Here is a 26,478-nt window from a genome sequence, read left to right on the forward strand (position 1 = left end):
GTCGTCGGCTTCAGGTCGTCCCGCGGCCGCCGGGTGTGAGGTCGCGGGCCTCGTTCTGCGCGGTGATGGCGATCTCGATGGCCTTGAACGCGTGATCCTGGGTCATCGCGTTCTCGGTGCGCTCCAGGCAGTCGAGCACGAGCTGGCCGAAGTAGGGGTAGCCGACCTTGCCGGCGACCTCGAAGTGCGTCTCCTGCTCGCCGTTGGCCAGGAAGAGGTGTCCGGGACCGTCCTGGGTGCCGATGTTCATGTACTTGCGCTGCTCGATGAACCCTTCGGTGCCGAGGATGAACATGCGGCCGTCGCCCCAGGTCTGCAGCCCGTCCGGGGTGAACCAGTCGCACCGGAAGTACCCGGTGGCGCCGGTGTTGGTCACCAGGTTCGCGTCGCCGAAGTCGTCGAGCTCGGGGTGCTCGGGGTTGGCGTAGTTCGCGATCTGGCTCAAGGAGACCGTGGCGTCGGTGGCGCCGGTGTAGTGCAGGATCTGGTCGACGTTGTGGCTGCCGATGTCGCAGAGGATCCCGCCGTACTTCTCCTTCTGGAAGAACCACTCCGGCCGGCTGGGGGCGTTCAGGCGGTGCGGGCCGAACCCGACCACCTGCACGACCTTCCCGATGGCGCCCTGCTCGATGAGCTGGCCGGCGAACACGGCCGTCTCGACGTGGACGCGCTCGGAGTAGTACACGGCGTACTTGCGGCCGGTCCGGGCCACCGCATCCCGGGCGTCGGCGAGCTGCTCCAGGGTGGTCAGCGGCGCCTTGTCGGTGAAGTAGTCCTTGCCGGCCTCCATCGCCCGGATCCCCAGGGCGCAGCGCTCCGAGGTGACGGCCGCGCCCGCGACGAGCCGGACGTCCGGGTCCTCGAAGACCTCTGCCTCGGACCGTGCGGCACGCACGCCGGGGAACCGCTGGACGAAGGCCTCGACCTTGGCCGGGTCCGGGTCGTGGACCCACCTCAGCGTGGCGCCGGCGCCGATCAGCCCCTGGCACATGCCGTAGATGTGCCCGTGGTCCAGACCGATCGCGGCGAAGACGAACTCGCCCTCGCCCACCACCGGGTCGGGGATCGGCGCCGGTGCGTAGGTGCCGCCGTCCCCCGACGCCGTCGCGGATGCCGCCTGCTCGGTCATGAGTTCCCTTCCGTGGCGCCGGAGACGCTGATGGAGCCTGCCTGGTCGGTGACGGAGGCGGACTTGGCGAAGAACCGCGGCGCCCGCTCGGTGAGCGTGCCCGCCTGGTAGTAGGGAGAGTCGGCGGACAGCGGCAGGTCCACGGCCCGGCGCTCGATGCCGGCCTGGTAGATGGCCGTGATCAGCTCGATGGTGCGGCGTCCGTCGTGGCCGTCGATGGCGGGGCGGCGTCCGGTCTCCAGCGCGGTCAGGACGTCGTCGACCTGTCCCTGGTGCCCGGTGTGCGCGAGCGGCTCGACCCCCTGCGCGAGCGCCGTCAATCGTTCGACGAGCTCGCGGTTGCCGTCCGGTGCCGGGAAGCCGTTGGGCTGCGAGACCTCGGCCACCACGTCGCCGGCCAGACTGATGCTCGCTTCCCTGCCCTGCACGACCATCTGCTGGTTCTCACCGTGGTGGACCGCGGAGCTGGTCATCGTCGCCAAGGCGCGGTCGTAGGACAGGACCGCCACCGAGAGGTCCTCGACCTCGGCGTTCTCGTGCGCGGCGTTGGTCAGCACGGCAGTCACGGACTCCGGGGCGCCCAGCAGCCACAGCAGCAGGTCGATGTGGTGCACCGCATGGTTCAGCGTGCAGCCGCCGCCTTCCTGCTCCCAGGTGCCGCGCCACCACAGGTCGTAGTAGGGCAGCCCGCGCCACCAGGCGGAGTCGACCTGCACGTGCGAGACCGGCCCGGCGAGACCCGAGTCGACGGCGGACTTGAGCCGCGCGACGTCGTCGCGGTAGCGGTTCTGCGCCACGGAGGAGAACAGCTTCCCGGACGCCTCTTCGGCGCGCAGGATCGCGTCGCACCCGGCGAGCGAGGGCGCCATGGGCTTCTCGCACAGCACGTTCACCCCTGCCTCCAGGCAGTCCACGCTGATCTGCTCGTGCGTGCCGGGCGGGGTGCAGATGCTCACCAGGTCGAGGCCGCCGGCGGCGAGCATCTCGCCGTGCGAGGCGTACACCGCCGCGCCGTCGAGGCCGAACTCGCGCCGGACCGCCTCGGCCTTCTCCGGGACGATGTCGCACAGCGCGACCACCTCGCAGCGGTCGGCGAAGGCCTGGTAGGAGCGGACGTGGGACGGGGAGATGTTGCCGGTGCCGACGATGGCGACCCTGATCATGGTCCTCCTGCTCTCTGGTCTTCCCGAGGTCGACCCTATCGACAGCCGCGGCGTTGCCGGCCACCCGCGCGTCGGGCCCTGGTCAGGGCGGGCCCACGCTGCGAAGGTGACCGAGTGGGCGTGAAGCAGCGGTACCTCTGGCTCCTGAAGAACACCCTCAACCGCGCGACGACGCGTGCGGCCCGGTCCGGACGCGGGCCGTTCTGGCTTGTCCGGCACGTCGGGCGGAGGTCCGGGAGGACGTACGAGACGCCGCTCATCCTCGCCCGGGTGCCGGAGGGGTTCGTCGCCGAGCTCACCTACGGCCCGGAGGTGAGCTGGTACCGCAACATCGTGGCGGCCGGCCGGTGCGAGGTGATCCGCGGCGCGAACGTGTACCCGGTCGTCGCCGTCGAGGACTACCCGACGGCGGCCGGACGGGCCGCGTTCCCGCGGCCGGCCCAGGTGATGCTTCGGCTGCTCCGCCGTCACGAGTTCCGGCTGCTGCGCCTGGCAGGATCACCGCATGACCGCACATGACGCCGACGTCATCGTCGTCGGGCACGGGTTGGCCGGGCTCGTCGCCACCGCCGAGCTGGCCGATGCCGGGAAGCGGGTCATCGTCGTCGACCAGGAGGATCTGGCGAACCTCGGCGGGCAGGCATGGTGGTCCTTCGGCGGGCTCTTCCTCGTCGACTCGCCCGAGCAGCGGCGCCTCGGAGTCCGCGACTCGGTGGACCTCGCCTGGCAGGACTGGCAGGGCACGGCGGCCTTCGACCGCGAGCGCGAGGACGCACAGCCGCGCCGCTGGGCGGAGGCGTACGTCGAGTGGGCCGCCGGGGAGAAGCGCGCCTGGCTGCACTCGCTCGGCGTGCGGTTCTTCCCCGTGGTCGGCTGGGCCGAGCGGGGCGGGCACGGCGCCACCGGGCCGGGGAACTCGGTGCCGCGGTTCCACATCGTCTGGGGCACCGGCCCGGGGCTGCTGGAGCCGTTCGTCCGGCGGGTGCGCGCCGCGGTCGAGGACGGACGCGTCCGGCTCGCGATGCGCCACCGCGTCGAACGCCTCACGACGACGGACGGTGCCGTCGACGGCGTCGCCGGCTCGGTCCTCGCGCCCTCGGGGACGGCCCGCGGCGTCGCGTCCGCACGCGACGTCATCGGCGACTTCGCGCTGCGGGCAGGTGCCGTCGTCGTCGCCTCCGGCGGCATCGGCGGAAGCCACGAGCTGGTCCGCCAGTACTGGCCGGAGCGGCTGGGCAACCCGCCGGAGGAGATGCTCACCGGCGTCCCGGCGTACGTGGACGGCTCGATGCTGGGCGTCGCCGAGGCGGCCGGCGCGAGCCTGATCAACCGGGACCGGATGTGGCACTACACCGAGGGCATCGCGAACCACTCCCCCGTGTGGCCGGGCCACGGCATCCGGATCCTGCCGGGACCGTCGTCGCTCTGGCTCGATGCCGCCGGACGGCGCCTCCCCGCCCCGAACTACCCCGGCTTCGACACCCTCGGCACGCTGCGACACCTGCGCACGGAGCGGGTGAGCCACCAGAGTCATTCCTGGTTCGTGCTCACCCGGGCCATCGTGGAGAAGGAGTTCGCGCTGTCCGGCTCGGAGCAGAACCCGGACCTGACCGGGCGGGACGTCCGGCTCCTCGGTGAGCGGCTCAGGGCAGGCGCACCCGGGCCGGTGCAAACGTTCCTGGACCGCGGCGCGGACTTCGTGGTGGCCGACAACCTCGCCGAGCTCGTGGCCGGCATGAACGCCCTCGCCCCCGACGCACCGCTCGACCCGGGCCAGGTGGAGCACGAGGTGGTGGCGCGCGACCGGGAGATGGCGAACCCGTTCTCCAAGGACCCGCAGGTCACGGCTCTGCGTGGGGCCCGCAGCTACCTCGGCGACAAGCTCATCCGCGTCGCACCGCCGCACCGGCTCCTCGACCCGGCCGCCGGGCCGCTCATCGCCGTCCGGCTGCGCGTGCTCACCCGCAAGACGCTCGGCGGCCTCGAGACGGACCTCGCCGGCCGCGTGCTGCGCCCCGACGGCGCGCCGTTGCCCGGGCTCTTCGCCGCCGGGGAGGTCGCCGGGTTCGGCGGCGGCGGCATGCACGGGTATGCCTCGCTGGAGGGCACGTTCCTCGGCGGGTGCCTTTTCTCGGGCCTCCGGGCGGGACGCGGCGCCGCGCGCTGAGGGCCCCACGTGCAGCAGCGCGTTGTCCGCGCCACCTGAGCCGACCCCGAACGTTTCCGGACCTGTCACAGCTCTGACACACACCTCTTCTACAGTGCGCGTCATCGTCCGTGCCCGTTGACCCGAGGGAACCATGCGCCGTCGCCTGCTCTCCGCCCTGCTCGCTGCCGGTCTCACCGCCGCGCTCGCCCCGTCCGCGACGGCGGCCACCGCACCACCGGCAGACCCGGTGGAGCTGACGCTGCTGGCCACCACGGACACGCACGGTCACGTCTACAACTGGGACTACTTCGCCGGCGCGGAGTACGAGGGAGACGAAGCCCTCGGGCTGGCGCGGGTCTCGACCGTGGTGAACGAGGTCCGCGAGCGGGAGGGCGAGGAGTCCGTGGTCGTGGTCGACAACGGCGACGCGATCCAGGGCACGCCACTGACCTACTACTACGGCATGGGCGACGGCGCGCAGGGCGTCCTCGACGGGACGACGACCCACCCGATGGCTCAGGCGTTCAACCTCATCGGATACGACGCCCAGGCGGTCGGGAACCACGAGTACAACTACGGCCTCGAGATGCTCGAGACGTACGAGCAGGACCTGCAGATGCCGCTGCTGGCGGCGAACGTCGTGGACGTCGCCACCGGCGAGCCGTACCACGAGCCCTACACGCTCATCGACCGCGAGATCAACGGCGAGGAGGTCACCGTCGGCGTGCTGGGCCTGGTCACGCCCGGGGTGCGGATCTGGGACCGTCAGCACGTCGAGGGCGTGCTGGAGTTCCAGGACATGGTGACCGCCGCCCGGCAGTGGGTGCCCGAGGTCCAGGAGCAGGCCGACGTCGTCGTGGTCGTCGCGCACACCGGCCAGGGCACCGTCGCCGACTCCGCCTACGACCCGGCTGACCTCAACGAGGACGTCGCCGGGAACATCGCCCGCATGGTGCCTGGCATCGACGTGCTCGTCGCCGGGCACAGCCACCAGGACATGCCGGAGACGGTGGTGGAGAACGTCGAGGGTGAGCAGGTGCTCATCACCCAGCCGAGCTACTGGGCGGGCAGCGTCACCGAGACCACGCTGAGCCTGGTGGCCGACGGAGACGGCGGCTTCGACGTCGACTGGGCACAGGCGCCGCCCGCGGTGGTCAACCACTACGGCAGCGGTTCGGCGGACGACCCGGCCGTGCTGGAGGAGCTCGCGGACGAGCACGACACCACGGTCGAGTACGTCAACACGCCCGTCGCGGAGTCGGTCACGGAGCTGCGTGCGGAGACCTCCCGCTACGAGGACACGCCGATCATCGACTTCATCAACCACGTGCAGCAGACGACGGTCGAGCAGGCACTGGTCGGCACTGAGCACGAGGGCGTCCCGGTCATCTCCCAGGCGTCCCCGTTCTCCCGGACGGCCGTCTTCCCGGAGGGCGACGTCACGATCCGGGACATCGCCGGGCTGTACATCTACGAGAACACCCTCCGTGGCGTGGAGATCACCGGCGCCCAGCTGCGTGACTACCTCGAGTACTCGGCGCGGTACTTCGTCCAGACCGACGTCGGGGCCGAGTTCGATCCCGAGTCCGGCACCAACGCCGTGTACGACGACCGCCCGGAAGGCGTGCCCGACTACAACTACGACGCGATCTCGGGGCTGGAGTACGTCATCGACGTCTCCCGGCCGGTCGGGGAGCGCATCGTCGCGCTGTCCCACCCGGACGGCGGCGAGGTGGCCGACGACGACGTGTTCGTCATGGCGATCAACAACTACCGGCAGTCCGGCGGCGGGGCGTTCCCGCACGTGGCCGACGCCCCGGTGGTCTACGACGAGCTGCTGGAGATCCGCCAGCTCCTGGTCGACTGGGCGTCCGGCCGCGGCGTCATCGACCCGGCGGACTTCTTCGTCGAGAACTGGGCGCTCACGACGGAGCCCCTCGCCGAGGAGCCGACCGACGATCCGACCGAGGAGCCGACCGACGGCGCCACCGAGGAGCCGACCACGGACGATCCGACGGCGGAGCCCACCGGCGGCCCGACGGCGGACCCGACCGACGAAGCCGCCGCGGGACCCACGGACGACGCCACGGACCCGCCGCTCAGCGCCCTGCCCGAGACCGGTACGGGCTCCGTCGGCGGCGCGCTGGGGATCGCCGCCCTCGCGTTGCTCGCCGTCGGCGCGCTGATGCTGGCCGTCAAGCGGCGCGCGGGCCGCTGAGGGTCAGCGTTCCCACGCCGTCGTCCGGTCCCGCAGGTCCGTGACCCCGGCCCTGCCCGACGGCGAGAGGGTGACCACCCGCTCGCCCGGCCGCAGCCGAGGATCGGACCTGTAGCGCGCGGCCAGCTCCGCCACGGCGCCGACGTCGCCCGCGTCGGCCGCCACCAGCAGGGCGGCGAGCTCGTCCGCGAGAGCGTCGAAGGCCTCGGGCTCCATGTCGGCGCCGGGGACACCCGCGGCGACGGCGCGTGCCGTGACCTCACCGCCGGCCCAGATCAGCCGCGGCCCCCACAGGTCCCACAGCAGCAGCTCGTCGCGTTGCCGGTGGGCGAGCTCGAGCATCACGTAGTCGCGTACGAGGTCCTTGCCGATGAGCTCGGTCCCGCTGACGCCGTAGGTGGTCGGGTCGGCGTCTCCCGACCGGATGGCCCGCCACACCTCGGCGGCCGTCTCGAACGGGGCGCCCGGCCCGGTGGGCATGTCGTGGACGTCGAAGTCGAAGTCGGCCGGGTCGAGCTCCGGGTCGGACCGCACCCAGCGGCCGGAATCGGCGTCCCATCGTTCGACGACGACATGGTCGCCATGGAAGGCCGGCTCGAAGTAGCCGGCGAACCCGATCCGGGAGCGGGCGGGGATCGCGTGGGCACGGAGCACCGAGACCGCGAGCAGCGTGTGGTCGCGGCAGCACCCGGCGACCTGCCGCGGCAGGTCGCGCGGCATCTCCAGCGGTCCGGCCTGCCGCTCGGCGGCGGCGTCCAGGACGGCGGAGAGCCAGCGGCGGTCGATGTCGTGCTGCTGCTCGTCGGTCAGCGTGGGTGAGCCGGCCCGGTAGTGCACGACCGCCGAGCAGGCCGCCCGGTGCAGGCTCGCCGGGTCGGGTTCGACCGCGGCGACGGCAGCGCTGTGCGCGCCCGGGTCCGAGTAGGGCGACTGCGTGGCGTATTCGGCGAGGCCGGGTGGGCCGGCAACTGTGCCGGCTACGGTGCCGGCGGGCTTGTCCATGTCTTCATCGCACCGCACGGCGCGGCTCCGCGCAAGCAGTTTGCCGCACGCTGTCGCCGCTCAGCCGGGTTCGCCGCGGCGCTTGCGGCGGATGACCACCACGAGGTCGACCAGCGCGGTCACCGCCAGCAGCGCAGGCAGGACCACCAACGGCCACGGCGCGCCGATGCGCCAGGCCCACACCGCGAGCAGGATCCCCGCGACCAGGCCGACGTCCGCGAGGATCAGGCGGAGGCTGAGCGCGCTGCGTGCCCGCGGCGCGCCACCGATGCCCGACGTCGGGTCGTGGTGGTCCGGCAGCCCGCGGCGGTACCGCTCGCGCTCGTCCGAGCCGTCCATACGGGCACGCTAGTGAGCCGGCCGGGTGGGCGCACGGCGAGGCCGGCGCGCCGTCTCGCCGCTCTCGACGACGCCCGGCGCGGACCGCAGACCGCGTGGAATCGCCGTCGTCGCGGTCTGTGAATCCGTTCACGTCGTGGCCCACATCATGGAAATCCGCGGCTGCGCCTGCGTACTGTGCCGCGACGCTTCCTGCCCGGACCCCGCGAGCGACCCTCCCTCCTCGTGGCCGGGCTCGACCTGGAGGACAGGCCCATGGCCGGTAGCCGCGAGACGCAGGCGCCCCGACGACCGGGCGCCCCTGCGGCGACCCGTCGCGCCCTGCTCGCGAAGGCCGGGGTCCTCCTCTCCCTCGGCTTCATGACCGCCGGCACCGCGCTCATCAGCGCGGACGCCGAGGCGGAGGCGCCACGGGCCGAGGCGGAGGCGCCGCAGCCCGAGACCCGGATCCGGACGGAGCCGAGCGCGCTGGACGTCCTCGACGAGGCGGCGGCCACCGCCCGGACGCCGGAGACCCTCGCCGCCTCACCGCTGTCCAGCCGCCTCGCGGAGGTGCGCGCCGCCTCCCGGGCCAGCGCCCGGCAGGCACTGCCGGAGGAGTCGAGCGCGGGCGCCGACGGCACCGTCGCCGCCATGGTCGACGAGCCCGAGGTGATCATGCCCCTCGCCGCCGGCACGTACCGCAACACCTCCGGCTACGGCTACCGGCAGCACCCCCTCGGAGGCGGCTCCGGCATGCACACCGGCACCGACTACTCCGCGCCGATCGGCACGCCGATCCACGCCATCGCGGACGGCGTCGTCACCCACGCCGGCGAGGGCATCGAGGGCCGCTCCAGCATGCTCGTGATCATCGAGCACGAGATCGACGGCGCGCTCGTGGAGAGCTGGTACGTGCACATGTACCCCGAGGACGTCTACGTCCAGACGGGTCAGGCGGTCGACGCGGGCGACATCATCGCGGGGGTCGGCAACAACGGCTACTCCACGGGACCGCACCTGCACTTCGAGATCCACCAGAACGGCGAGACCGTCGACCCGCTCCCGTGGCTGGAGGCCATGGAGGCCGTGGACGTCGGCGAGCTCTGAGCACGTCCGGACCCTCTCAGGCCGGCTGGTCCAGGATGAGCGCCTCGACCGCGGCCTCGTCGAAGTAGAGGACCGGCTCACCGTCCTGCAGGTGGGTCACCACCTGCGGGGTCACCGTGAGGTTCGCACCCGGGCCGAGCTCGACCAGCGTCGCGGCGCTCCCGCGGACCGCACGCTCGGTGCCGTAGCGCACCAGCGTCTCGGTCCGGTTGGTCACGCCCGGCGTGACGACGACCGGGATGCCGGACAGCACGCCGGTCATCGCGTGGTGGTAGTGCCCGGCGAGCATGACCCGCACGTCCGTGCCGGTCACGGCCTCGACCAGGGCCTCGGGACGGCGCAGCCGGATCGCCTCGTGCAACCGGGTGGCCGGGTGCAGCGGCGGGTGGTGGAGCACGATCACGGTGCCGCGCGGGGCGGGCTCCGCCAGGACCTCACGCAGCCAGGCGAGCGAGGCGGGTGCGAGCTCCCCGCGCCCGGCGCCGGGCACCGAGGTGTCGAGGGTGACCACGCGCAGGCCGTCGTGGATCGAGACGCCGTCCACCGGTGCATCCGTGCGGGGGCCGTGGCGCACCTCCTCGGCGTCACCGTGGATGTCCGAGAAGCTGGCGAGGTGCCCGTCGCCCAGGACCGCACGGAAGGGAGCGCGCCGGTCGTGGTTGCCGACCGCGAAGATCGCCGGTGCGCCGACGCCGTGCGCCCAGGAGCCGATCACCGAACGCGCCAGCTCGTAGGACTCCGGGGTGCCGTCCTCGGACACGTCGCCCGAGACCACGACGACGTCCGGCGGCTCCAGCTCGGAGCAGGCTGCCAGCACCCGCTCGGTCGCGGCGAGGGTGTCGACGCCGTTGTGCCGCCCCTCGGCCAGGAAGTGGGTGTCGGACAGGTGCAGGATGCGGACGACGTCGGCCACCTCGCCGGTCGGTCCCGCCACGGTCTCGGATGTCACACCGTCGTATCTACCAGATGCGTGTGACGCCCCCGTGAACCAGCACTGCCGGAGCCACGCGGTGTGCCCGGCTCAGCCGGCGGACTTCTCCCGCACCTGCCGCTGGATCCGGCCGAGCATCCCGGCCATGCCCCGCAGCCGCAGCGGGCTGACCGCGCGGGAGAGACCCAGCTGCTCGGAGACGTCGGCGGGCACCGTCAGCACGTCCGCCGCGCTCAGCCCGTCCAGCCCTTCGTGGAGGATGCCGGCGAACCCGCGGGTGGTGGGCGCCTCCTCAGGCGCGGAGAAGAACAGGCGGACCTGGGCGTCGTCGCCGCTGCCCTCGACCTCGGCGATCACGAAGATCGGCGACTGGCACTCCGGCACCGGCTCCAGCAGCTCCGGGTGGTCGGCGTACCGCTCGGGCAGCGCCGGCAGGCTCCGGCTGAAGTCGAGCAGCATCTGCAGCCGCTCCGGCTCGGGCACCGCGTTGAAGTCCTCGACGATCGCGGCGAAGCCGTCCGGCAGGGCCGTCGTCGCGTCGGCGGTCATCGGCCGCGGACCTCCCCCGGCTCCTCCCCGACGGCGATCGGCACGCGCACCGCATTGCCCCACTCGGTCCACGAGCCGTCGTAGTTCTTGACGTCCGCGAAGCCCAGCAGGTGCTGCAGCACGAACCAGGTGTGGCTCGAGCGCTCACCGATGCGGCAGTAGGCGATGACCGGCTCGGACGGCCGCAGCCCCTGCTCCCGGAGGTAGATCGCCTCCAGCGCCTCCCGGTCCTTGAACGTGCCGTCCTCGTTCGCGGCCTTCGCCCACGGGACGGAGCGCGCACCGGGGATGTGCCCGCCGCGCAGGCTCGCCTCCTGCGGGTAGTCCGGCATGTGGGTGCGTTCGCCGGTGTACTCCTGCGGCGAGCGGACGTCGACGAGCTGGCCGCCGAGGAAGGCGAGGACCTCGTCCTTGTACGCCCGCACGTGGGTGTCGTCCCGCTCCACCACCGGGTAGTCGGCCCCCGCGGGTGCCGGCACGTCGGTGGTCATCTCCCGGCCCTCGGCCTGCCAGGCGGCCCGGCCGCCGTCGAGGAGCCGCACGTCGGGGTGCCCGAACAAGGTGAAGACCCACATCGCGTAGGCCGCCCACCAGTTGTTCTTGTCGCCGTAGATGACCACGGTGGACTCGCGCGTGATGCCCTTCGCGGACATGAGCCGCGCGAAGCCCTCACCGTCGACGTAGTCGCGGGAGACCGGGTCGTTGAGCTCGGTGTGCCAGTCCACCTTCACCGCACCCGGGATGTGTCCGGTCTCATAGAGCAGCACGTCCTCGTCGGACTCGACGACGGCGAGACCCGGCTCTCCGAGGTGCTCGGCCAGCCACATGGTGCTGACCAGCCGCTCCGGGTGGGCGTATGCGGCGAACTTGGGGTTGTCGTCCTGCGGCAGTGCCATGACGCCTCCGAGGGTCGTGGGTGGTCAGGCGCCGAGCTGGTCGGCCAGGTTCTGGACCTCGTCGGCAAGCGCCTCGAGGGTGTCGCGCGCCGGGCCGTCGACGGCGTCGGTCGCGGCGGAGAGCTGGTCCCGAGCGTCCGCCAGGGCCGTGCGGGCGCGCTGCACCTCCGCGTCCGCGGCGTCGGACGTGGCGGCCTCGCGGGCGGCCGCGATCGCGTCGGTGGCGGTGCCGATGGCGCGTTGGGCGAGCGCCCGCGCCTCGGGGGACTCACCGGAGAGCTGGTCGCGGGCGTCCTCGACGGCGGAGTTCGCCTCGTCGACGGCCTGGCCCAGCTGCTCACCCACGTCTCCGGCTGAGCAGCCGGCGAGCAGCAGGGCGGCGGACGCGGCCGCGACGGCGAACCGGCCGGCGCGGGTCGGGCGGGTGTCGTTCGTACGACGCACGGGAACCTCCTCGGGTCTCGTCATCACCATTGTGGGGCACCGGGCGGAACCGATGCGCGCAGCCGTGCGACGGGTCACATCCTGGGAGGCGGCGCGGCGGGTCCACCGGGGCGCCGCGTTACCGTTGAGGCGATCGGGCCGGAACCTCCACGCCGTACCGTGCGTTCCACCCACAGCCCACGAAGGAGCCCCGATGCAGTGCCCCAACGACCAGACCGCCCTCGTGATGTCCGAGCGCAAGGGGATCGAGGTCGACTACTGCCCCACGTGCCGAGGCGTGTGGCTCGACCGCGGCGAGCTGGACAAGATCATCGACCGCAGCCTCGACGAGTACGGGCCGGCCCAGGCACCGCCGCCGGACCCGGCCGCGCAGCAGCCGCCGCCCGCGGCACCGCGCCGGCCCGCCCCGGAACCGATGGCCCCGCCGTCGGTCTACCCGCCGGAGACCGCCTACCCGCCCCGCCGGCGCTTCGGATTCGGGTCCGCCGACTCCCCCGACGAGTACGGCTACTACGGCGACCCGCGGTACCGCCGTCGGCGCCGCAAGGAGTCGTTCCTGGGCGACCTCTTCGACTTCTGACCTCGCGGGCGTCCCGCAGAGCGGAAACCGCTCTCGTCCCGCTCTACATCGATATACCCTGTGGCGCGTCGCTGTTGTGCCACGAGACCCCTCCCTCGTTCGACGACGAATCGAAGGAGTCCGTGCATGTCCCGCGCCCGCACGATCGGGGTCTTCGCCGCCGCAGCGGTCGCGGTAGGCGGTCTGAGCGCCCCGTCCGCGACCGCCGCGCCGTCGCGCGCTGCCGCCCCGCCGGAGTTCGCCGACGCCTCGGTCCACGACCCGTCCCTGGTGACCTCTGGCGACGAGCTGTGGGTCTTCGGCTCCCACCTCGCCGCGGCACGCACCGAGGACCTCATGCGCTGGGAGCTCATGGCGGACCTGGTCACGCCGGACAACCCGCTGTTCGAGGACGTGACGACCGAGCTCGCCGAGACGTTCGAGTGGGCGGAGGCGGACACGCTGTGGGCGGCGGACGTGGCCCGGCTCGAGGACGGCCGCTACTACATGTACTACAACGCCTGCCGTGGCGACTCGCCCCGCTCGGCGATGGGCGTCGCGGTGGCCGACGACGTGGACGGCCCCTACGAGGACCTCGGGATCATCCTGCGCTCGGGCCACCGGGAGGGTGAGGGTCCGAGCGACGACGGCACCCCGTACGACGCCCGGGTGCATCCCAACGTCGTGGACCCCGACACGTTCTTCGACGCCGACGGGAACCTCTGGATGGTCTACGGCTCCTACTCGGGCGGCGTCTTCATCCTCGAGATGGACGAGGAGACCGGCCTGCCCGAGCCCGGCCAGGGCTACGGCACGCGGCTGACCGGCGGCAACCACGCCCGCATCGAAGGCCCCACCATCCAGTACGACCCCGGCACCGGCTACTACTACCTGTACCTGTCCTTCGGCGGTCTCGCCGTGGACGGCGGCTACAACATGCGCGTCGCGCGGGCGACCCATCCGGCGGGTCCGTACTACGACGCCGAGGGCAACGACATGCGCGAGGTCCGTGCCGACCCCGACGAGCCGATCTTCGACGACGCCTCCATCGAGCCGTTCGGCACCAAGCTCATGGGCAACCACCTCTTCCAGCGCGAGGTGGGCGACCCGGGAACCGGCCCGGGTGTCGGCTACGTCTCGCCGGGCCACAACACGACCTACCGGGACCCGGACACGGGCCGCACGTTCCTCATCTTCCACACCCGGTTCCCGGGTCAGGGAGACCGGCACGAGATCCGTGTGCACGAGACGTACCTCAACGACCGCGGGTGGCCCGTGGTCGCGCCGTACCGGTACGCGGGCGCGGCGCACGAGCGGATCCAGCGTCGCGACCTCGCGGGCGACTACCGCTTCATCAACCACGGGAAGGCGATCTCTGCCGACGTCACCCGCGCGCAGACCGTGACGCTGACGCAGAACGGCGCCGTCAGCGGCGCGGTGGAGGGCCGGTGGCAACGGATGGGCGACAACCGCGCCCGCCTCACCCTCGGGGACCAGACGTACGACGGGGTGTTCTCCCGGGAGTGGAACCCGACCTCCTCGAACTGGGTGGTCACCTTCAGCGTGCTCTCCGAGGCCGGCGTGTCCCTGTGGGGCAGCCAGGTCGAGCCGATGACCGACGACGCGGTGGTCCAGGCCGTCGTCGAGGACCTCACCCTCGGCGACACCGACGCCGTCGTCGCGGACCTCGACCTGCCCACCCGCGGCACCCACGACGCGAGCATCAGCTGGACCTCCAGCGCACCGGATGTCATCAGCCCGAGCGGCGAGGTCACGCGCCCGCCCGCCGGAGCGGACGACGCCGTCGTGATCCTCACCGCCGAGGTCACCAAGGGGACCGTCACGGTGCCGGTCACGTTCACCGTCACCGTGCTCGCCGAGCCCGAGCCCGGCCTGGTGGCGCACTACCCGTTCGACGGCGACCTGGCGGAGGCCGCGGAGCGGCTGAGTCCCGGCACGGTCACCGGTGAGCGGATCGACGGCGACGGGGGCGCCCTCGAGTTCGCGAGCGGCGTCCATGGCGACGCCGTGCTGCTCGACGGCACGAGCGGCGTCCGGCTCCCCGACGGGCTGATCTCCTCCGGCGCGTACTCCGTAGCCCTGTGGGTCAGGCCGGACGCGCTCACGCCATACACGACGACCTTCTTCGGGGCCCGGGACCAGAACTCGTGGGTGAGCCTGCTGCCGGTGGGGCACGACGGCGTCGGCGGGAACACCATGGTGTGGTCGGGCGTCGACCCGTACTACGACGGCGACACCGGACTGCAGCTGCCGTCCGGCGAGTGGTCGCACCTGGCGCTGACGGTCGCCGACGGCGAGGTCCGGGTGTATGTCGACGGCGAGGTGGTGCACGAGGGAACCGGCTTCCCGGACGTCTTCACGACGGCGGAGGGCACCTTCGGCCTCGGGGTGAACTGGTGGGACACGCCGTTCGAGGGCGCCGTGGACGAGCTGCAGGTGCACTCCGGCGCGCTCACGGCCGAGGAGGTCGCCGCGCTGGCGGCCCGGTGACGCTCAGGAGACGGGCGCGTCGCCGGACCGGCGCCGGTCGAGGCAGGAGACGTCACGCTCGGGAGGTGCGCGCAAATCGCCGTGACTGGGGTCCATCAGGCACGTAGCGTCGGCGCCGTGCGTGACTGGATCGAGCACCGACGAGAGGACGGCGAGCGCCTCGGGTGGATCAGGCCCGAGGGCGAGGACTTCGTCGTCATCGACCTGCTCGGCCGCGAGGACCCGACCCCTCGGGACTGGCTCGACGCGGAGGAGACCCTCGAGGAGCGCGGGCTGCGGTGGCTGGCCGAGCCGTGGGAGCTCGAGCTCCCCCCTGACGACGGGCACGACGGCGCCGTCCGTGACGTCCGCATCACCAGCGTGAGCACCGACGCCGTGACCGTCCAGACGGAGGACTACGGCGACATCAACGTCGAGGTCACGATCTACCGGCTGCCGTTCCCGGCCCCCGCCACGCTGCGGCCCCGCACGGCACGGGCCGAGCTCCCCTCCTCGCCGCAGTGGGGCTGACCGGCGGGGCTCAGGCGCCGAGCAGGCGAGCCGGCGTCACGGGCAGGTCCCGGACTCGCCTCCCGGTGGCGTGGTGGACGGCGTTGACCACCGCGGCGGCCACGCCGACGATGCCGATCTCGCCGGCGCCGCGGGACCCCATGGGGGTGGCCCGGTCGTCGACCTCGTCCAGCCAGCGCGCGTCCATGTCCTCGACGTCGGCGTTGACCGGCACGTGGTAGGTGGCGAGATCCTGGGTGACGACGTGCCCGAAGCGCGGGTCGCGCACGCTGTGCTCGTGCAGCGCCATCGACAGGCCCATGGTCATGCCGCCGAGGAACTGGGAGCGGACGGTGCGTGGGTTGACGACGCGACCGATGGAGAACACGCTGCGCATCCGGGGCACGCGGACCTGGCCCGTCTCGGGCTGGACCCACGCCTCGACGAAGTGCGCGCCGAAGGAGTGCGCGGTGTGACCCTCCAACGTGTCCCGGTCCGCCGCCGGGGCGGTGACCTCGGTGCCTGGTGCGGGGTCCGGTCCGTGCTGGTCGCGGAAGGTCCGGGCCGCGGAGACGATCGCCGCACCCCAGGAGCTCGTGCCGGAGGAGCCGCCGGCGACGCTCGCCGGCGGGAGCGCCGAGTCACCGATCTCCATGGCGATCTGCTCGACGGGCACCTCGAGGGCGTCCGCGGAGATGAGCGCGAGGGTGGTCCAGGCGCCGGTCCCGATGTCGGCCGCACCGACCCGGACGGTGTACCGGCCTTCGCCGTCGTAGCGGACCGAGGCCTTGGTGCCCGGCATGAGGTTGTGCGGGTACATCGCGCTCGCGACGCCGGTGCCGACCATCCACTCGCCGTTCCGCCGGGTGCCCGGTGCCGGGTCCCGCCCCTCCCAGCCGAACCAGTCCGCGCCCTCGCGGAGGCACTCCACGAGGCGCCTGGAGGTCCAGGCGTTGCCGGTGTCCGGGTCACGCGGCGGGTCGTTGCGCACCCGTAGCTCGACCGGGTCCACGCCGGTCGCGGCGGCCAGCTCGTCCATGGCCACCTCGAGCGCGAACATGCCGGGGGCCTCGCCCGGCGCCCGCATCCAGAAGGGCACCGGCACGTCGAGCGGCACCACCCGGTGGCTGGTGTGCCGCACGGACGCGCCGTACATCGTGCGTGACGTGCTCGCCGCCTGCTCGAGGTACTCGCCGATCCGGGCGGACGAGGAGACCGAGTCGTGCGCGACAGCGGTCAGCGTGCCGTCGGACCGGGCGGCGAGCCGCACCCGCTGCGCGGTCGCGGGCCGGTGGCCGACGAACACGAACGACTGCTGCCGCGTCACCGGGAACTTCACCGCCCGGCCAGGCAGGACCCGGGCGGCGAGGGCTGCGAGCACGTCGTGCGCGTGCGGGGCGCCCTTCGCGCCGAACCCGCCGCCCACGTAGGGCGCTATGACGCGGATCTGCTCCGGCTCGAGGCCCAGCACCGGGGCGAGGCTCTTGCGGACCACGTGCGTCCCCTGCGTCGAGCTGTGCAGGGTCAGCAGCGGACCGTCCGGGTCCCACACGGCAACGGTGGCGTGCGGCTCCATCGGGTTGTTGTGCTCCTCGGGCGTGGAGTACCGCTGGTCCACCACCACCTCGGCTGCGGCGAGGGCGGCGTCCAGGTCACCGGCGGCGGCGTCGGCGTCCTCCGGGGCGTAACGCTCGGGGTGGTCCGGGCGGAACTCGGCGTCGTGCTCCTTCTCGTCGTACTCGACGCGGACCAGCGACGCGGCCTCGCGGGCGACCTCCGGGCTGGTCGCGATCACGGCGCCGACGATCTGGTTGCGGAAGTCGACCTCGGGCGACTGCAGCACCGTGAGGTCCCGGTTCGTGGTGTCGGCGAGCCTGGGGGCGTTCCACGGGGTGAGGACCGCGAGGACCCCGTCGAGGGCCTCGGCGTCCTGCGTGTGCATGGCGGTGATGGTGCCGCGGGCCACCGTGGCGAGCACCGGGTACAGGTGCGCGGGCCGGTCCGTGGACTGCTCGTACGCGTAGCGCGCGGTGCCCGACACCTTGACCGGGCCGTCGAGCCGGGCGGTGGAGGTGCCGACCGCGCGGGCGGTGAAGGTCTCCGTCACGCGGCCCCCTCGGTCAGCTCGCGAAGCGTCGCGACCAGCGCCCCGCGGGCCATCGGCACCTTGAACTCGTTCCCGGCCACCGGCGTGGCCTGCTCGAGCTCGGCGTCGGCGGCGGCCACGAACGTCTCCTCGGTGGGCGGTGCGCCGAGCAGGATCTGCTCGGCCCGCCGGGCCCGCCACGGCTTGTGGGCGACGCCGCCGAGAGCGACCCGCGCGCCGTCGATCCGGCCGTCGCGAACCACCACCTCGGCGGCGACCGAGACGAGCGCGAACGCGAACGAGCTGCGTTCGCGGACCTTGCGGTACGTGGACCGTGCGCCCATCGGCGGTGCGGGGATGCGGACGGCGGTGATGAGCTGGTCGCGCCGCAGGACGGTGTCCTGCTCGGGGTGGTCCCCGGGCAGGCGGTGCAGGTCGGTGACGGGCACGGTGCTCTCGCCCTCCGGTCCGAGCAGCCGGACGTCCGCGTCGAGGGCGGCGAGCGCCACGGCCATGTCGGAGGGATGCACGGCGATGCAGGCCTCCGAGGCGCCGAGGATCGCGTGCTGCTGGGTGTGACCGCCGACGGCGGAGCAGCCGGTGCCGGGCTCGCGCTTGTTGCACGGGGTGGTGACGTCCTGGAAGTAGACGCACCGGGTGCGCTGGAGCAGGTTGCCGCCGGTGGTGGCGAGGTTGCGCAGCTGGGGGGAGGCGCCCGTCAGGAGCGCGCGGGACAGCATCGGGTAGCGCCGGCGGACGGTCGGGTGTGCGGCGAGGTCGGCGTTGCGGACGTTGGTGCCCACCACGAGCCCGCCGTCGTCCTGCTCCTCGACGGTGTCCAGCGGGAGGCGCGAGACGTCGACGAGCAGGTCCGGCTCGCGTACGCCCAGCTTGAGGTGGTCCACGAGGTTCGTGCCGCCGGCGAGGAAGGTGGCGCCGGGGTTCTGCGCGACGGTGGCGACGGCGGTCGCGGCGTCGGCGGCGTGCACGTGGCGCAGCGGTCTCACGGGCGCCCCTCCGACCCGGCGGCCTGCCGCACGGCCGCGACGATGTTCACGTACGCCCCGCACCGGCACAGGTTTCCGCTGAGGCGCTCGCGGATCTCGGCATCGGTGAGCTCGGGTGCGTCCGTCAGGTCCTCGGTGACGACGCTCGGCGCGCCGGCGCGGATCTCCTCGAGCATCCCGACCGCGGAGCAGATCTGGCCGGGGGTGCAGTACCCGCACTGGAAGGCGTCCGTGTCGACGAAGGCCTGCTGCATCGGGTGCAGGCCGCGCTCCGGGTCGCCCAGGCCGTGCGCGGTGACGATCTCCGCGCCGTCCTGGGCGACAGCGAGGGAGAGGCAGGTGGTGACGCGGCGACCGTCCTGCAGCACGGTGCACGAGCCGCACTGGCCGTGGTCGCAGCCCTTCTTCGGAGCGGTGACGTCGAGGTGGTCACGGAGCGCGTCCAGCAGCGTCGTGCGGTGGTCGACGGTCAGCGTGCGAGGCTCGCCGTCGACCGTCAGGGTGATCTCGGACTCCATGCGGCCCCCGTCCCGGCTCCGCCGGGCCCGGTCCGCCCGGCACGTCGTCTCACACCCTAGGGACGCTCCGCCGTCGCCGCGCGTCGAGAGCCGTGGGCGCTACCGGGCCCGGTTCGCGACCAGCACGGATCCCAGCTCCTCCAGCGCCGGGCCCACCACCGCGTAGTACGCCCAGCGGCCGCGCTTCTCGCGGGTCAGCAGACCGGCGTCCACGAGGATCTTCAGGTGGTGGGAGACGGTCGGCTGGGAGAGGTCGAGCGGCTCGGTGAGGTCGCAGACGCAGGCCTCGGCGCCCTCGTGCGCGGCGATGAGTGAGAGCAGGCGCAGCCGTGCCGGATCCGCGACGGCTTTGAACACCGCGGCCAGCCGGTCGGCCTCCGCGTCGTCGAGCGGCTTGCGGAACAGCGGGATGCAGCACGGTGACGGCGTCGCGGCCTCGCTGCCGTCGAGCACGGCGGCCGGTGTCGGTGTCATGGCACCGAGTATGGCGCATCGATTGACAATCGTCGATCAGTGGGCCACTGTGCTTGTATCGACGTTCATCGATACACCGCTCTTCCAGGAGGCCTCGTGGCACCGCACGACCACCCACTCGACCAGCTCCCCGTCATCGTCATCGGTGCAGGGCCCGTCGGGCTCGCCGCTGCCGCGCACCTGCTGGAACGCGGCCTGGAGCCGCTCGTGCTGGAGGCCGGCGACCGGGTGGGTGCCGCCGTCCGGGAATGGGCGCACATCCGGCTGTTCTCCCCGTGGCAGATCAACCTGGACCCAGCCGCACGGCGGCTGCTCGAGCCGACGGGATGGAGGGCACCCGCGCCCACCCGGCTTCCCACGGGCGGGCAGATCCTCGCCGAGTACCTCGAGCCGCTCGCCGCGACGCCGCAGCTGCGGGACCGGATCGTCACCGACGCCCGGGTGGTCGCGGTCAGCCGCGCGGGCCTGGACAAGACCCACTCCCGGGGACGGGAGGACCGCCCGTTCCTGGTGCGCACCACGGTCGACGGACGGGTGGTGGACCACCACGCCCGCGCGGTCATCGACGCCTCCGGGACCTGGACGCGCCCCAACCCGCTCGGGGTCGCGGGGCTACCTGCGACCGGCGAGGACGACCCGGCACTCGCGCCGCACCTGCTCGGACCGCTGCCGGACGTCCTCGGCTGTGACCGCGCCCGGGTCGCCGGCCGGCACGTGCTCGTCGTGGGCGCCGGGCACAGCGCCACGAACACCCTGCTGAACCTGGTCGACCTCGCGCGGACCGAGCCCGGCACCCGCATCACCTGGGCGATCCGGAGCGCCTCACCGGCCCGGACCTACGGCGGGGGCGACGCCGACGGCCTGCCGGCCCGCGGCGCCCTCGGTTCCCGGCTGCGGCAGGCCGTGGAGAACGGCGACGTCGAGCTGCTCACCTCGGTGACGGTCCACGCCCTCGAGCCGGACGACGGCGGAGGTCTCGCCGTCGTGCTGGACGGTCCCGACGGGCTGCACACCCTGGCCGTCGACACCGTGGCGGGCGCGACCGGCTTCCGACCCGATCTGGGGATGCTCCGCGAGCTCCGCCTCGACCTCGATCCCGGCGTCGAGGCACCGAGCAGGCTGGCGCCCCTCATCGATCCCGAGCACCACTCCTGCGGGACTGTGCCGGCACACGGTGCGGACGTCCTCGCCCATCCCGAGCCCGGCTTCTTCGTGGTCGGGATGAAGTCCTACGGGCGCGCGCCCACCTTCCTGCTGGCCACCGGGTACGAGCAGGTCCGCTCGATCGCGGCGCATCTCGCGGGTGACGCGGACGCGGCCCGGCAGGTGGAGCTCGAGCTGCCGGAGACGGGTGTGTGCTCGACGGCGGCACCCGACCTCGACGCCGACGGGGAGCCCGTCGTCGCCGGTTCCGACGGCGGGTGCTGCGGACCCGCAGCGCCCGAACCGGTGCGTCTCGGCATCCCGACAGGTCTGCAGCACGGCCGCTCGGGCGAACCGCTGTGACCCTTCGGCGCGATCGCGCCGATATCACGACCCACTTCCATCACGGCTGACCCGTGCCGCGCGTCTGCCACTTGTGACTCATTCGTAACATCCGTTACGGTCGACGGGCTTCCCGGGCCCTCCAGGGAAGTGCGCAGTCGGATGTCGCGCCCTGCCACCGACAGCGCTCTTCGAGGGGAGATCGGCAGGGGCGAGGACGCCTGGTGCTCCTCGTCGGCACAAGGAGAAGTCCATGCTCGTCCGACAGTCCGCACGCCCGCGTCACCGCACCGAGTCCGTCCCGGCGTACTTCCGCCTCACCTCGTCCGAGGCGGCCGTGCTGCGGCGCGGCACCCTCGCCGTCGCCACGACCGGCGTCGCGATCACGATCGCGGCGCCCACCGCCTCGGCCGACACGACGCACACCGTCGCCTCGGGCGACACCGTCTCCGAGCTCGCCTCGCAGTACGACGTGAGCACGTCCTCCATCCTCGAGGCGAACGAGCTCGACTCGTCCGCGATCATCTACGTCGGCGATCAGCTGACGATCCCGAGCGGCGAGGAGGACGGCGGCAGCTCCGGCTCCGGCGACTCCGACGCGACTCCGACCGGGTCCGGGGACTCCGGCAGCACCACCACCCACACCGTCGCCTCCGGGGACACCGTCTCGGCGCTCGCCTCCGAGTACGGCACGACGGTCGACGCGATCGTCGAGCGGAACGGCCTCGACTCCTCGGCGCTCATCTTCGTCGGGCAGCAGCTCGCGATCCCGGCCGGTTCCGGCGCTGCGCCCTCCACCGGGGGCTCTGCCCCGTCCGAGGAGCCGGCCGGCGGGGACAGCGTCGACGCCACGCGCGCCTCCGTGCTGGAGATCGCCCGCCAGCACATCGGGACGCCGTACGTCTACGGCGGCGAGTCCCCGGGCGGCTTCGACTGCTCGGGCTTCACGCAGTACGTGTACGCGCAGGTCGGCGTCGAGCTGCCGCGGACCACGGACGACCAGGCCTACGCCGGGACCGAGGTCTCGGAGAGCGAGGCCCTGCCCGGCGACCTCGTCTGGTACCCGGGGCACGTGGGCATCTACACCGGCGACGGCAACTACGTCGCCGCGTGGGACTACGAGAACCCGCTCTCGGAGCGCGAGATCTGGCACTCGGACCCGACGTTCATCCGGGTGCTCTGACCGCGGAGCCGGCGGCGCTCACGCCCTGGTCGGACTCGGCAGGTCCGCGCCGGTCATCTCGGTCGGCAGTGGCTTGGCGTGGACGACCGTCAGCCGGGACACCGCGCGGGTGAGCGCCACGTACAGGTGGCGCAGCCCGGCGCCGGGCACCTCCGCGCCGTCGGCGAAGGCGGCCACGACCTCGGCGGGCTCGACGAGCACGACGTGGTCGAACTCCAGGCCCTTCGCGAGACCCGACGGCACCAGCTCGACACGCTCGTTCGCGGGTACGACGGACCGGACGGCCCCGAGGACGCCCGCGGGGGCGATGACGCCGACGAGCCCCTCCGCCGCGAGCGCCTCCTCGACGGCGTCGGCGGCCGCCGTGACGACGTCGTCGCACCGCACGACGTCCACGGAGCCCTCCGACCGGAGGGACCGTGCGGGGGCCACAGCCACCCCCAGGTGCGGCAGCACGCGGTTCGCCACGTCGATGATCGCGCCGGGGACGCGGTAGCCGATCGTCAAGTCCGTGTGCTCCGCCTCCTCGTGACCGAGGTGGCGCATCTGGCTCCCCCAGTCCTCGGCGGCCCACGGCGTGGTGCCCTGTGCCAGGTCACCGAGGACCGTGAGCGACCCCGCGGCGCTGCGCCGCGCGATCGCGCGGCACTGCATCGGCGAGAGATCCTGCGCCTCATCGACCACGATGTGGCCGTACGTCTTGTCCGGCTCGAGGGACGTCAGGTGCCCCTGCACCTCGTCGAGCAGGAGCACATCGGCGGGTGAGGCCTTGGCCCCCGTCCTGATGCTCCGCAGCAGCTCGGACTCGTCGCCGGAGAGCACCCCGCGGCAGACCTCGCGCCGGAACGCCGCGTCCGTGGCCAGCCTGCGCAGCACCTGGTTGGCGGTCAGCCGCGGCCACGCGGCGTCGAAGAACAGCTTGACCACCGGATGACGCTTCATCGCGGTCACCCACCGGCCGTCCGCGGGCTGCCGGATGCGGGTCTCACGCTGGCGGGCCAGGCGGTCCAGGACGGCCCGCTGCAGTGACTTCCGGCCGTCCTCCCAGGTGCGGGTCCCGGCTCGGGCCCGGTCGACGGCGTGGGTGATGTCCTCGACGTCGAGTGTCCAGCGGATCCCTTCGTAGGGTGCCACGAGCGGCTCGTCGATGTGTCCGAGGTGACTCCAGACAGCCCGCTCGCAGACCTGGACCATGCGCGCGTCATGCTTGATGAGGGCGGCCTCCGGGGCATCTCGGCCGGGCGCGTCGGCGGCGCCCGTGAGGCGGTCGACCGTCACCTGCCAGACGGCCATCTCGCCGAGCGTGGGCAGGACGTCGGCGATGTACCTGAGGAAGTTCTCGTTCGGCCCCACCACGAGCATCCCGCTGCGCTCGAGCCGCTGCGTGTAGGTGTAGAGCAACCACGCGGCGCGATGGAGCCCCACCGCCGTCTTCCCGGTCCCCGGTGCTCCCTGGACGCAGACCGTGGTGTCCAGGTCGCGTCGGATCAGCTCGTCCTGCTCGGGTTGGATCGTGGCCACGATGTCCCGCATCGGTCCGGTGCGCGGCCGTTCGATCTCGGCGGCGAGGAGCTCCGAGCCGCTTTCCTCGCCGGCCGAGAGGTCCTCGTCCTCGAACCCGGTCAGCACCGAGCCCTGGAACCCGAAGCGTCGCCGCCGGGTGACCTCCAGCGGTGCATGCACCGATGCGCGGTAGAACCGCCCGGCCAGTGGCGCGCGCCAGTCCACCACGAGAGGGCGCGACCGGTCGCGCTCGTCGGCGACGTGGATCCGGCCGAGGTGGTAGTCCGATCCGGAGGTGAACCAGAGCCGGCCGAAGAACATCGGCACGTCCCGGTCGGCGAGCTGCTCGAGGCGCTCGACACCGCGTCGTGCCATCGAGTAGCCGAGGTGATGGTCCGGTCCGACGTCGCCCTTGCCGCGGTTCTTCGTTCCCTCGTTGTAGTCGGCCTCGAACATCCCGAGCCGCTGGACGGTCGCCCGGCGCATGTCGCCGAGCACGTCCCGGACGCGGTCGTGGTGACGGCTCTCGGCCTGCAGCTCGAGCTCGGACACGGCAAGGCTCCCGTGGATCGAGTGGCTTAGACGTGCACGGTGCGGGGCCCTGGTCACCCGTTCCTCGCCGGCACCGGCAAGAGCGAGAACCTACCGCGCTGCCGGTCATGTGGCCAGGCCTTTATCCGGAGCGACCGGCGGGCAGCCCGAGTCCGCGCCGCCCGGGCCGCTGTGGCGGCACGCTGGCGGCGAGCAGGACCACGGCGAGGACGGCGAGGCCGGCGAGCACGTAGTACATGGCGGTGTAGCTGCCGAGCACGTCCGCCAGGCCGGCACCGACCCAGGGGGCCAGCGCGCTGGCCGCCAGCATCGGCGCGCCGAGCACCCCCGAGATGCGGCCGTAGGCGCGCGGACCCCACCGGTCCGTGACCGCGGTCGCCTGCAGCAGCGTCGCGATCCCCCGGCCGACGCCGCTGAGCACGGAGACGGTGAGGAACCACGCGGCGTGGCCCGGCACGACGGCGAACGCGAGCGTCGTGACGGCGATGAGACCGAACACGGCGAGGGTGCGGGCACGCACGCCGGTGCCACGCGCGAGGCGGGCGTAGAAGAGACGGCCCACGACCTGTCCGACGCCGCCGATCCCGAGCGTCCACGCCGCGAGCGAGGAGGAGACGCCGCGCTCGCCGAGGAGCGGGACGATATTGATGAGCGCGGCGAACATCGCCAGCGCGCCGCAGGTCATCCCGGTCACGAGGAAGAAGAACGGGCGGCCGCGCACGATCGCGCGGGCGTAGGTCGCGTCGCCACCGTCGGCCGCGTGCTCCCGGCGCCCGTCCGACGGCCACGGACGTCGCAGCAGGACAGCGTGCAGGGGGATCGTGACCACCGCCAGCACGACCGCGAGCACGAGGTAGACCTCCCGCCACGTCATCAGACCGGCAAGCGCCTCCGTCAGCGGCGCGAAGACGGTGCTGGCCAGGCCGGCGACGAGGGTCACCGCGGTCAGCGCGGTGAGGCGCCGCGGCCCGTACCACCGGGTGAGCGCCGCGAACGCCGGCGGGTACAGCACACCGGACATGGCGATGCCGGAGAGCAGCCAGCCGAGCACGAACACCGGCAGGGTCGGCGCGGTCGCGACGAGGACGACCGAGCCGGTGGCCAGCACGGACCCGACCGTCATGAGGGCGTGCGGTCCGCGCCGGTCCAGCAGCCGACCGACCGGCACCCCGAGCAGGGCGCAGACCACCAGGGCCGCGGAGAAGGCCGCCGTGATCGACGCCGTGGTCCAGCCCGTGTCCGCGCTGATCCGCGGCGCCAGCACCGGGAAGGCGTAGTACAGCACGCCCCAGCTGCAGATCTCGGTGACGCACAGCCCCGTCAGGACCGCACCGAGCCGCGGCCGCCCGCCGCTGGGATCGTGGCCGGACGAGGTCCGTGCGCCCGTCACGGCGCGCCGCGCCGGCAGGCGGCATCGATCAGAGCCACCGAGCCAGGCTACCCGCGTGAAGCTTGACGCCTGCCCCATCCACGGCGGATGGTTATCTCAATGACTATTGAGGCATCTGTCCAGAAGCGTGCGGCCCTGCACGCGGCGCTGGCCGGCCCGGGCCGGCTCCGGGTCGTGGACGCCCTCGCCCTCGGCGACGCCTCCCCCGGCGAGCTCGCCGAGGCGCTCGGGATGACCTCGAACCTGCTCGCCCACCATCTCAAGATCCTGCAGCGCAACGGGCTCGTCAGGCGCGGCCGGTCCGAGGGCGACGGTCGCCGGTCCTACCTCCGGCTCGTGCCCGAGGTGCTCGACCTGCTCTCCGGGCCGATCGTCCGTACCGCGCCGCGGGTGCTGTTCGTCTGCACCGGCAACTCCGCCCGCTCCCAGCTCGCCGCGGCACTGTGGCGCACCGCCAGCGCCGTCCCCGCCACCTCCGCCGGTACCCGCCCGGCACCGGCCACCGCACCCGGCGCCGTCGCCGTCGCCGAGCGGCACGGGCTGGACCTGGGCCGCACGCGGCCCCGGCACGTGGCCGACGTGCACGCCCAGGGTGATCTCGTGGTGACCGTGTGCGACCGCGCGCACGAGGAGCTGGACCTGCCCATCGATGTCCACTGGTCCGTGGCCAACCCCGGCCACGACGCCACGGCGGCCGTCTTCGACGCCACCTTCACCGAGATCGAGCAGCGGGTGAACAACCTCGCGCCCCGCGTCACCCTGCCCGCCAACCGCACCTGAGGAGACCGCGTGAGCACCGACCGTCCGAGCGT

24 protein-coding genes are annotated in these 26,478 nt (G+C 73.0%); 10 read left to right on the forward strand and 14 right to left on the reverse strand.

Translation table 11 applies throughout. The features are described from left to right. Nucleotides 1–10: 10 nt before the first annotated feature. Both ACFQQL_RS01250 and ACFQQL_RS01255 read right to left on the reverse strand, forming a co-directional pair. Nucleotides 11–1,129, reverse strand: a complete 1,119-nt coding sequence (locus tag ACFQQL_RS01250) for a Gfo/Idh/MocA family protein (RefSeq protein ID WP_382390443.1) — start codon at nucleotides 1,127–1,129, stop codon at nucleotides 11–13. Further along, nucleotides 1,126–2,292: a Gfo/Idh/MocA family protein gene (locus ACFQQL_RS01255; protein WP_382390445.1), complete on the reverse strand. Its 1,167-nt coding sequence runs from the start codon at nucleotides 2,290–2,292 to the stop codon at nucleotides 1,126–1,128. Before ACFQQL_RS01255 ends, ACFQQL_RS01250 begins: the two co-directional genes overlap by 4 nt. A 114-nt stretch (nucleotides 2,293–2,406) precedes the next feature. On the opposite strand from ACFQQL_RS01255, the gene ACFQQL_RS01260 reads away from it, so the two are divergent. The 3 genes from ACFQQL_RS01260 (at nucleotide 2,407) to ACFQQL_RS01270 (ending at nucleotide 6,659) form a co-directional block, all read left to right on the forward strand. Further along, on the forward strand, nucleotides 2,407–2,811 hold the full coding sequence (locus tag ACFQQL_RS01260) for a nitroreductase family deazaflavin-dependent oxidoreductase (RefSeq protein WP_382390447.1): 405 nt from the start codon (nucleotides 2,407–2,409) through the stop codon (nucleotides 2,809–2,811). Then, complete coding sequence (locus tag ACFQQL_RS01265) at nucleotides 2,798–4,459, forward strand: FAD-binding dehydrogenase (RefSeq protein WP_382390449.1); 1,662 nt, start codon at nucleotides 2,798–2,800, stop codon at nucleotides 4,457–4,459. Before ACFQQL_RS01260 ends, ACFQQL_RS01265 begins: the two co-directional genes overlap by 14 nt. Before the next feature lie 133 nt (nucleotides 4,460–4,592). Next, nucleotides 4,593–6,659: a 5'-nucleotidase C-terminal domain-containing protein gene (locus tag ACFQQL_RS01270; protein ID WP_382390451.1), complete on the forward strand. Its 2,067-nt coding sequence runs from the start codon at nucleotides 4,593–4,595 to the stop codon at nucleotides 6,657–6,659. A 3-nt stretch (nucleotides 6,660–6,662) separates the two neighbouring features. On the opposite strand, the gene ACFQQL_RS01275 is transcribed toward ACFQQL_RS01270, so the two are convergent. Continuing rightward, entirely contained in the window at nucleotides 6,663–7,661 is a 999-nt protein-coding gene (locus ACFQQL_RS01275) for a transglutaminase-like domain-containing protein (RefSeq protein WP_382390453.1), read from the reverse strand. A gap of 60 nt (nucleotides 7,662–7,721) precedes the next feature. Next, nucleotides 7,722–8,000: a DUF6343 family protein gene (locus ACFQQL_RS01280; protein WP_382390455.1), complete on the reverse strand. Its 279-nt coding sequence runs from the start codon at nucleotides 7,998–8,000 to the stop codon at nucleotides 7,722–7,724. Between the two features lie 255 nt (nucleotides 8,001–8,255). Between ACFQQL_RS01280 and ACFQQL_RS01285 the strand changes: the two genes are divergently transcribed. Then, entirely contained in the window at nucleotides 8,256–9,089 is an 834-nt protein-coding gene (locus ACFQQL_RS01285) for a M23 family metallopeptidase (RefSeq protein ID WP_382390457.1), read from the forward strand. A gap of 16 nt (nucleotides 9,090–9,105) precedes the next feature. On the opposite strand, the gene ACFQQL_RS01290 is transcribed toward ACFQQL_RS01285, so the two are convergent. The 4 genes from ACFQQL_RS01290 to ACFQQL_RS01305 all read right to left on the reverse strand — a co-directional run bounded on the left by ACFQQL_RS01290 (nucleotide 9,106) and on the right by ACFQQL_RS01305 (nucleotide 11,909). After that, nucleotides 9,106–10,038: a metallophosphoesterase gene (locus tag ACFQQL_RS01290; RefSeq protein ID WP_382390459.1), complete on the reverse strand. Its 933-nt coding sequence runs from the start codon at nucleotides 10,036–10,038 to the stop codon at nucleotides 9,106–9,108. Nucleotides 10,039–10,110: 72 nt separating this feature from the next. Continuing rightward, complete coding sequence (locus ACFQQL_RS01295; protein ID WP_382390461.1) at nucleotides 10,111–10,569, reverse strand: SufE family protein; 459 nt, start codon at nucleotides 10,567–10,569, stop codon at nucleotides 10,111–10,113. After that, the gene (locus ACFQQL_RS01300) at nucleotides 10,566–11,465 is read right to left on the reverse strand and encodes a sulfurtransferase (RefSeq protein WP_382390463.1); all 900 of its coding nucleotides are present in this window, start codon (nucleotides 11,463–11,465) and stop codon (nucleotides 10,566–10,568) included. The genes ACFQQL_RS01295 and ACFQQL_RS01300 overlap by 4 nt, the downstream gene beginning before the upstream one ends. Nucleotides 11,466–11,489: 24 nt before the next feature. Further along, nucleotides 11,490–11,909, reverse strand: a complete 420-nt coding sequence (locus tag ACFQQL_RS01305) for a hypothetical protein (protein WP_382390465.1) — start codon at nucleotides 11,907–11,909, stop codon at nucleotides 11,490–11,492. A gap of 193 nt (nucleotides 11,910–12,102) precedes the next feature. On the opposite strand from ACFQQL_RS01305, the gene ACFQQL_RS01310 reads away from it, so the two are divergent. The 3 genes from ACFQQL_RS01310 to ACFQQL_RS01320 all read left to right on the forward strand — a co-directional run bounded on the left by ACFQQL_RS01310 (nucleotide 12,103) and on the right by ACFQQL_RS01320 (nucleotide 15,489). Further along, a complete protein-coding gene (locus ACFQQL_RS01310) occupies nucleotides 12,103–12,489 on the forward strand; it encodes a TFIIB-type zinc ribbon-containing protein (protein ID WP_382390467.1) in 387 nt (128 codons plus the stop codon). Between the two features lie 126 nt (nucleotides 12,490–12,615). Further along, complete coding sequence (locus ACFQQL_RS01315; protein WP_382390469.1) at nucleotides 12,616–14,979, forward strand: LamG-like jellyroll fold domain-containing protein; 2,364 nt, start codon at nucleotides 12,616–12,618, stop codon at nucleotides 14,977–14,979. Between the two features lie 117 nt (nucleotides 14,980–15,096). Beyond that, the gene (locus ACFQQL_RS01320) at nucleotides 15,097–15,489 is read left to right on the forward strand and encodes a hypothetical protein (protein ID WP_382390471.1); all 393 of its coding nucleotides are present in this window, start codon (nucleotides 15,097–15,099) and stop codon (nucleotides 15,487–15,489) included. A 10-nt stretch (nucleotides 15,490–15,499) separates the two neighbouring features. Here the strand turns inward: ACFQQL_RS01320 and ACFQQL_RS01325 are convergent, their stop codons facing one another. The 4 genes from ACFQQL_RS01325 to ACFQQL_RS01340 form a co-directional block, all read right to left on the reverse strand. Continuing rightward, on the reverse strand, nucleotides 15,500–17,575 hold the full coding sequence (locus ACFQQL_RS01325; protein WP_382390473.1) for a xanthine dehydrogenase family protein molybdopterin-binding subunit: 2,076 nt from the start codon (nucleotides 17,573–17,575) through the stop codon (nucleotides 15,500–15,502). Then, nucleotides 17,572–18,561 carry an FAD binding domain-containing protein gene (locus ACFQQL_RS01330; protein ID WP_382390475.1) on the reverse strand — a complete coding sequence of 330 codons (990 nt, stop codon included), beginning with the start codon at nucleotides 18,559–18,561 and terminating at the stop codon, nucleotides 17,572–17,574. Before ACFQQL_RS01330 ends, ACFQQL_RS01325 begins: the two co-directional genes overlap by 4 nt. After that, nucleotides 18,558–19,079: a 2Fe-2S iron-sulfur cluster-binding protein gene (locus ACFQQL_RS01335; RefSeq protein WP_382390477.1), complete on the reverse strand. Its 522-nt coding sequence runs from the start codon at nucleotides 19,077–19,079 to the stop codon at nucleotides 18,558–18,560. Before ACFQQL_RS01335 ends, ACFQQL_RS01330 begins: the two co-directional genes overlap by 4 nt. A 99-nt stretch (nucleotides 19,080–19,178) precedes the next feature. After that, nucleotides 19,179–19,553 (reverse strand): ArsR/SmtB family transcription factor, encoded by a 375-nt coding sequence (locus ACFQQL_RS01340; RefSeq protein WP_382390479.1) that lies wholly within the window; start codon nucleotides 19,551–19,553, stop codon nucleotides 19,179–19,181. Between the two features lie 96 nt (nucleotides 19,554–19,649). Between ACFQQL_RS01340 and ACFQQL_RS01345 the strand changes: the two genes are divergently transcribed. Beyond that, a complete protein-coding gene (locus ACFQQL_RS01345; RefSeq protein WP_382390481.1) occupies nucleotides 19,650–21,059 on the forward strand; it encodes an FAD-dependent oxidoreductase in 1,410 nt (469 codons plus the stop codon). A gap of 232 nt (nucleotides 21,060–21,291) precedes the next feature. Beyond that, the gene (locus ACFQQL_RS01350; RefSeq protein ID WP_382390483.1) at nucleotides 21,292–22,221 is read left to right on the forward strand and encodes a C40 family peptidase; all 930 of its coding nucleotides are present in this window, start codon (nucleotides 21,292–21,294) and stop codon (nucleotides 22,219–22,221) included. Nucleotides 22,222–22,239: 18 nt separating this feature from the next. On the opposite strand, the gene ACFQQL_RS01355 is transcribed toward ACFQQL_RS01350, so the two are convergent. Beyond that, on the reverse strand, nucleotides 22,240–24,276 hold the full coding sequence (locus ACFQQL_RS01355; RefSeq protein ID WP_382390485.1) for a HelD family protein: 2,037 nt from the start codon (nucleotides 24,274–24,276) through the stop codon (nucleotides 22,240–22,242). Between the two features lie 121 nt (nucleotides 24,277–24,397). Beyond that, nucleotides 24,398–25,666, reverse strand: a complete 1,269-nt coding sequence (locus tag ACFQQL_RS01360; RefSeq protein WP_382390487.1) for an MFS transporter — start codon at nucleotides 25,664–25,666, stop codon at nucleotides 24,398–24,400. Nucleotides 25,667–25,765: 99 nt separating this feature from the next. On the opposite strand from ACFQQL_RS01360, the gene ACFQQL_RS01365 reads away from it, so the two are divergent. Then, nucleotides 25,766–26,446, forward strand: a complete 681-nt coding sequence (locus ACFQQL_RS01365) for an arsenate reductase/protein-tyrosine-phosphatase family protein (RefSeq protein ID WP_382390489.1) — start codon at nucleotides 25,766–25,768, stop codon at nucleotides 26,444–26,446. The last annotated feature ends 32 nt before the right edge of the window (nucleotides 26,447–26,478 follow it).

Origin of the sequence: Georgenia alba (genome assembly GCF_042665525.1) — a bacterium.
GTDB classification, from domain to species: Bacteria; Actinomycetota; Actinomycetes; order Actinomycetales; family Actinomycetaceae; genus Allobogoriella; species Allobogoriella alba.

Bases quoted from the DNA above. Each gene is read 5' to 3' on its own strand.
- ACFQQL_RS01250 (WP_382390443.1), bottom strand. From the start codon at position 1,129: ATGACCGAGCAGGCGGCATCCGCGACGGCGTCGGGGGACGGCGGCACC.
- ACFQQL_RS01255 (WP_382390445.1), bottom strand. From the start codon at position 2,292: ATGATCAGGGTCGCCATCGTCGGCACCGGCAACATCTCCCCGTCCCAC.
- ACFQQL_RS01265 (WP_382390449.1), top strand. From the start codon at position 2,798: ATGACCGCACATGACGCCGACGTCATCGTCGTCGGGCACGGGTTGGCC.
- ACFQQL_RS01270 (WP_382390451.1), top strand. From the start codon at position 4,593: ATGCGCCGTCGCCTGCTCTCCGCCCTGCTCGCTGCCGGTCTCACCGCC.
- ACFQQL_RS01275 (WP_382390453.1), bottom strand. From the start codon at position 7,661: ATGGACAAGCCCGCCGGCACCGTAGCCGGCACAGTTGCCGGCCCACCC.
- ACFQQL_RS01280 (WP_382390455.1), bottom strand. From the start codon at position 8,000: ATGGACGGCTCGGACGAGCGCGAGCGGTACCGCCGCGGGCTGCCGGAC.
- ACFQQL_RS01285 (WP_382390457.1), top strand. From the start codon at position 8,256: ATGGCCGGTAGCCGCGAGACGCAGGCGCCCCGACGACCGGGCGCCCCT.
- ACFQQL_RS01295 (WP_382390461.1), bottom strand. From the start codon at position 10,569: ATGACCGCCGACGCGACGACGGCCCTGCCGGACGGCTTCGCCGCGATC.
- ACFQQL_RS01300 (WP_382390463.1), bottom strand. From the start codon at position 11,465: ATGGCACTGCCGCAGGACGACAACCCCAAGTTCGCCGCATACGCCCAC.
- ACFQQL_RS01310 (WP_382390467.1), top strand. From the start codon at position 12,103: ATGCAGTGCCCCAACGACCAGACCGCCCTCGTGATGTCCGAGCGCAAG.
- ACFQQL_RS01315 (WP_382390469.1), top strand. From the start codon at position 12,616: ATGTCCCGCGCCCGCACGATCGGGGTCTTCGCCGCCGCAGCGGTCGCG.
- ACFQQL_RS01335 (WP_382390477.1), bottom strand. From the start codon at position 19,079: ATGGAGTCCGAGATCACCCTGACGGTCGACGGCGAGCCTCGCACGCTG.
- ACFQQL_RS01340 (WP_382390479.1), bottom strand. From the start codon at position 19,553: ATGACACCGACACCGGCCGCCGTGCTCGACGGCAGCGAGGCCGCGACG.
- ACFQQL_RS01350 (WP_382390483.1), top strand. From the start codon at position 21,292: ATGCTCGTCCGACAGTCCGCACGCCCGCGTCACCGCACCGAGTCCGTC.
- ACFQQL_RS01365 (WP_382390489.1), top strand. From the start codon at position 25,766: ATGACTATTGAGGCATCTGTCCAGAAGCGTGCGGCCCTGCACGCGGCG.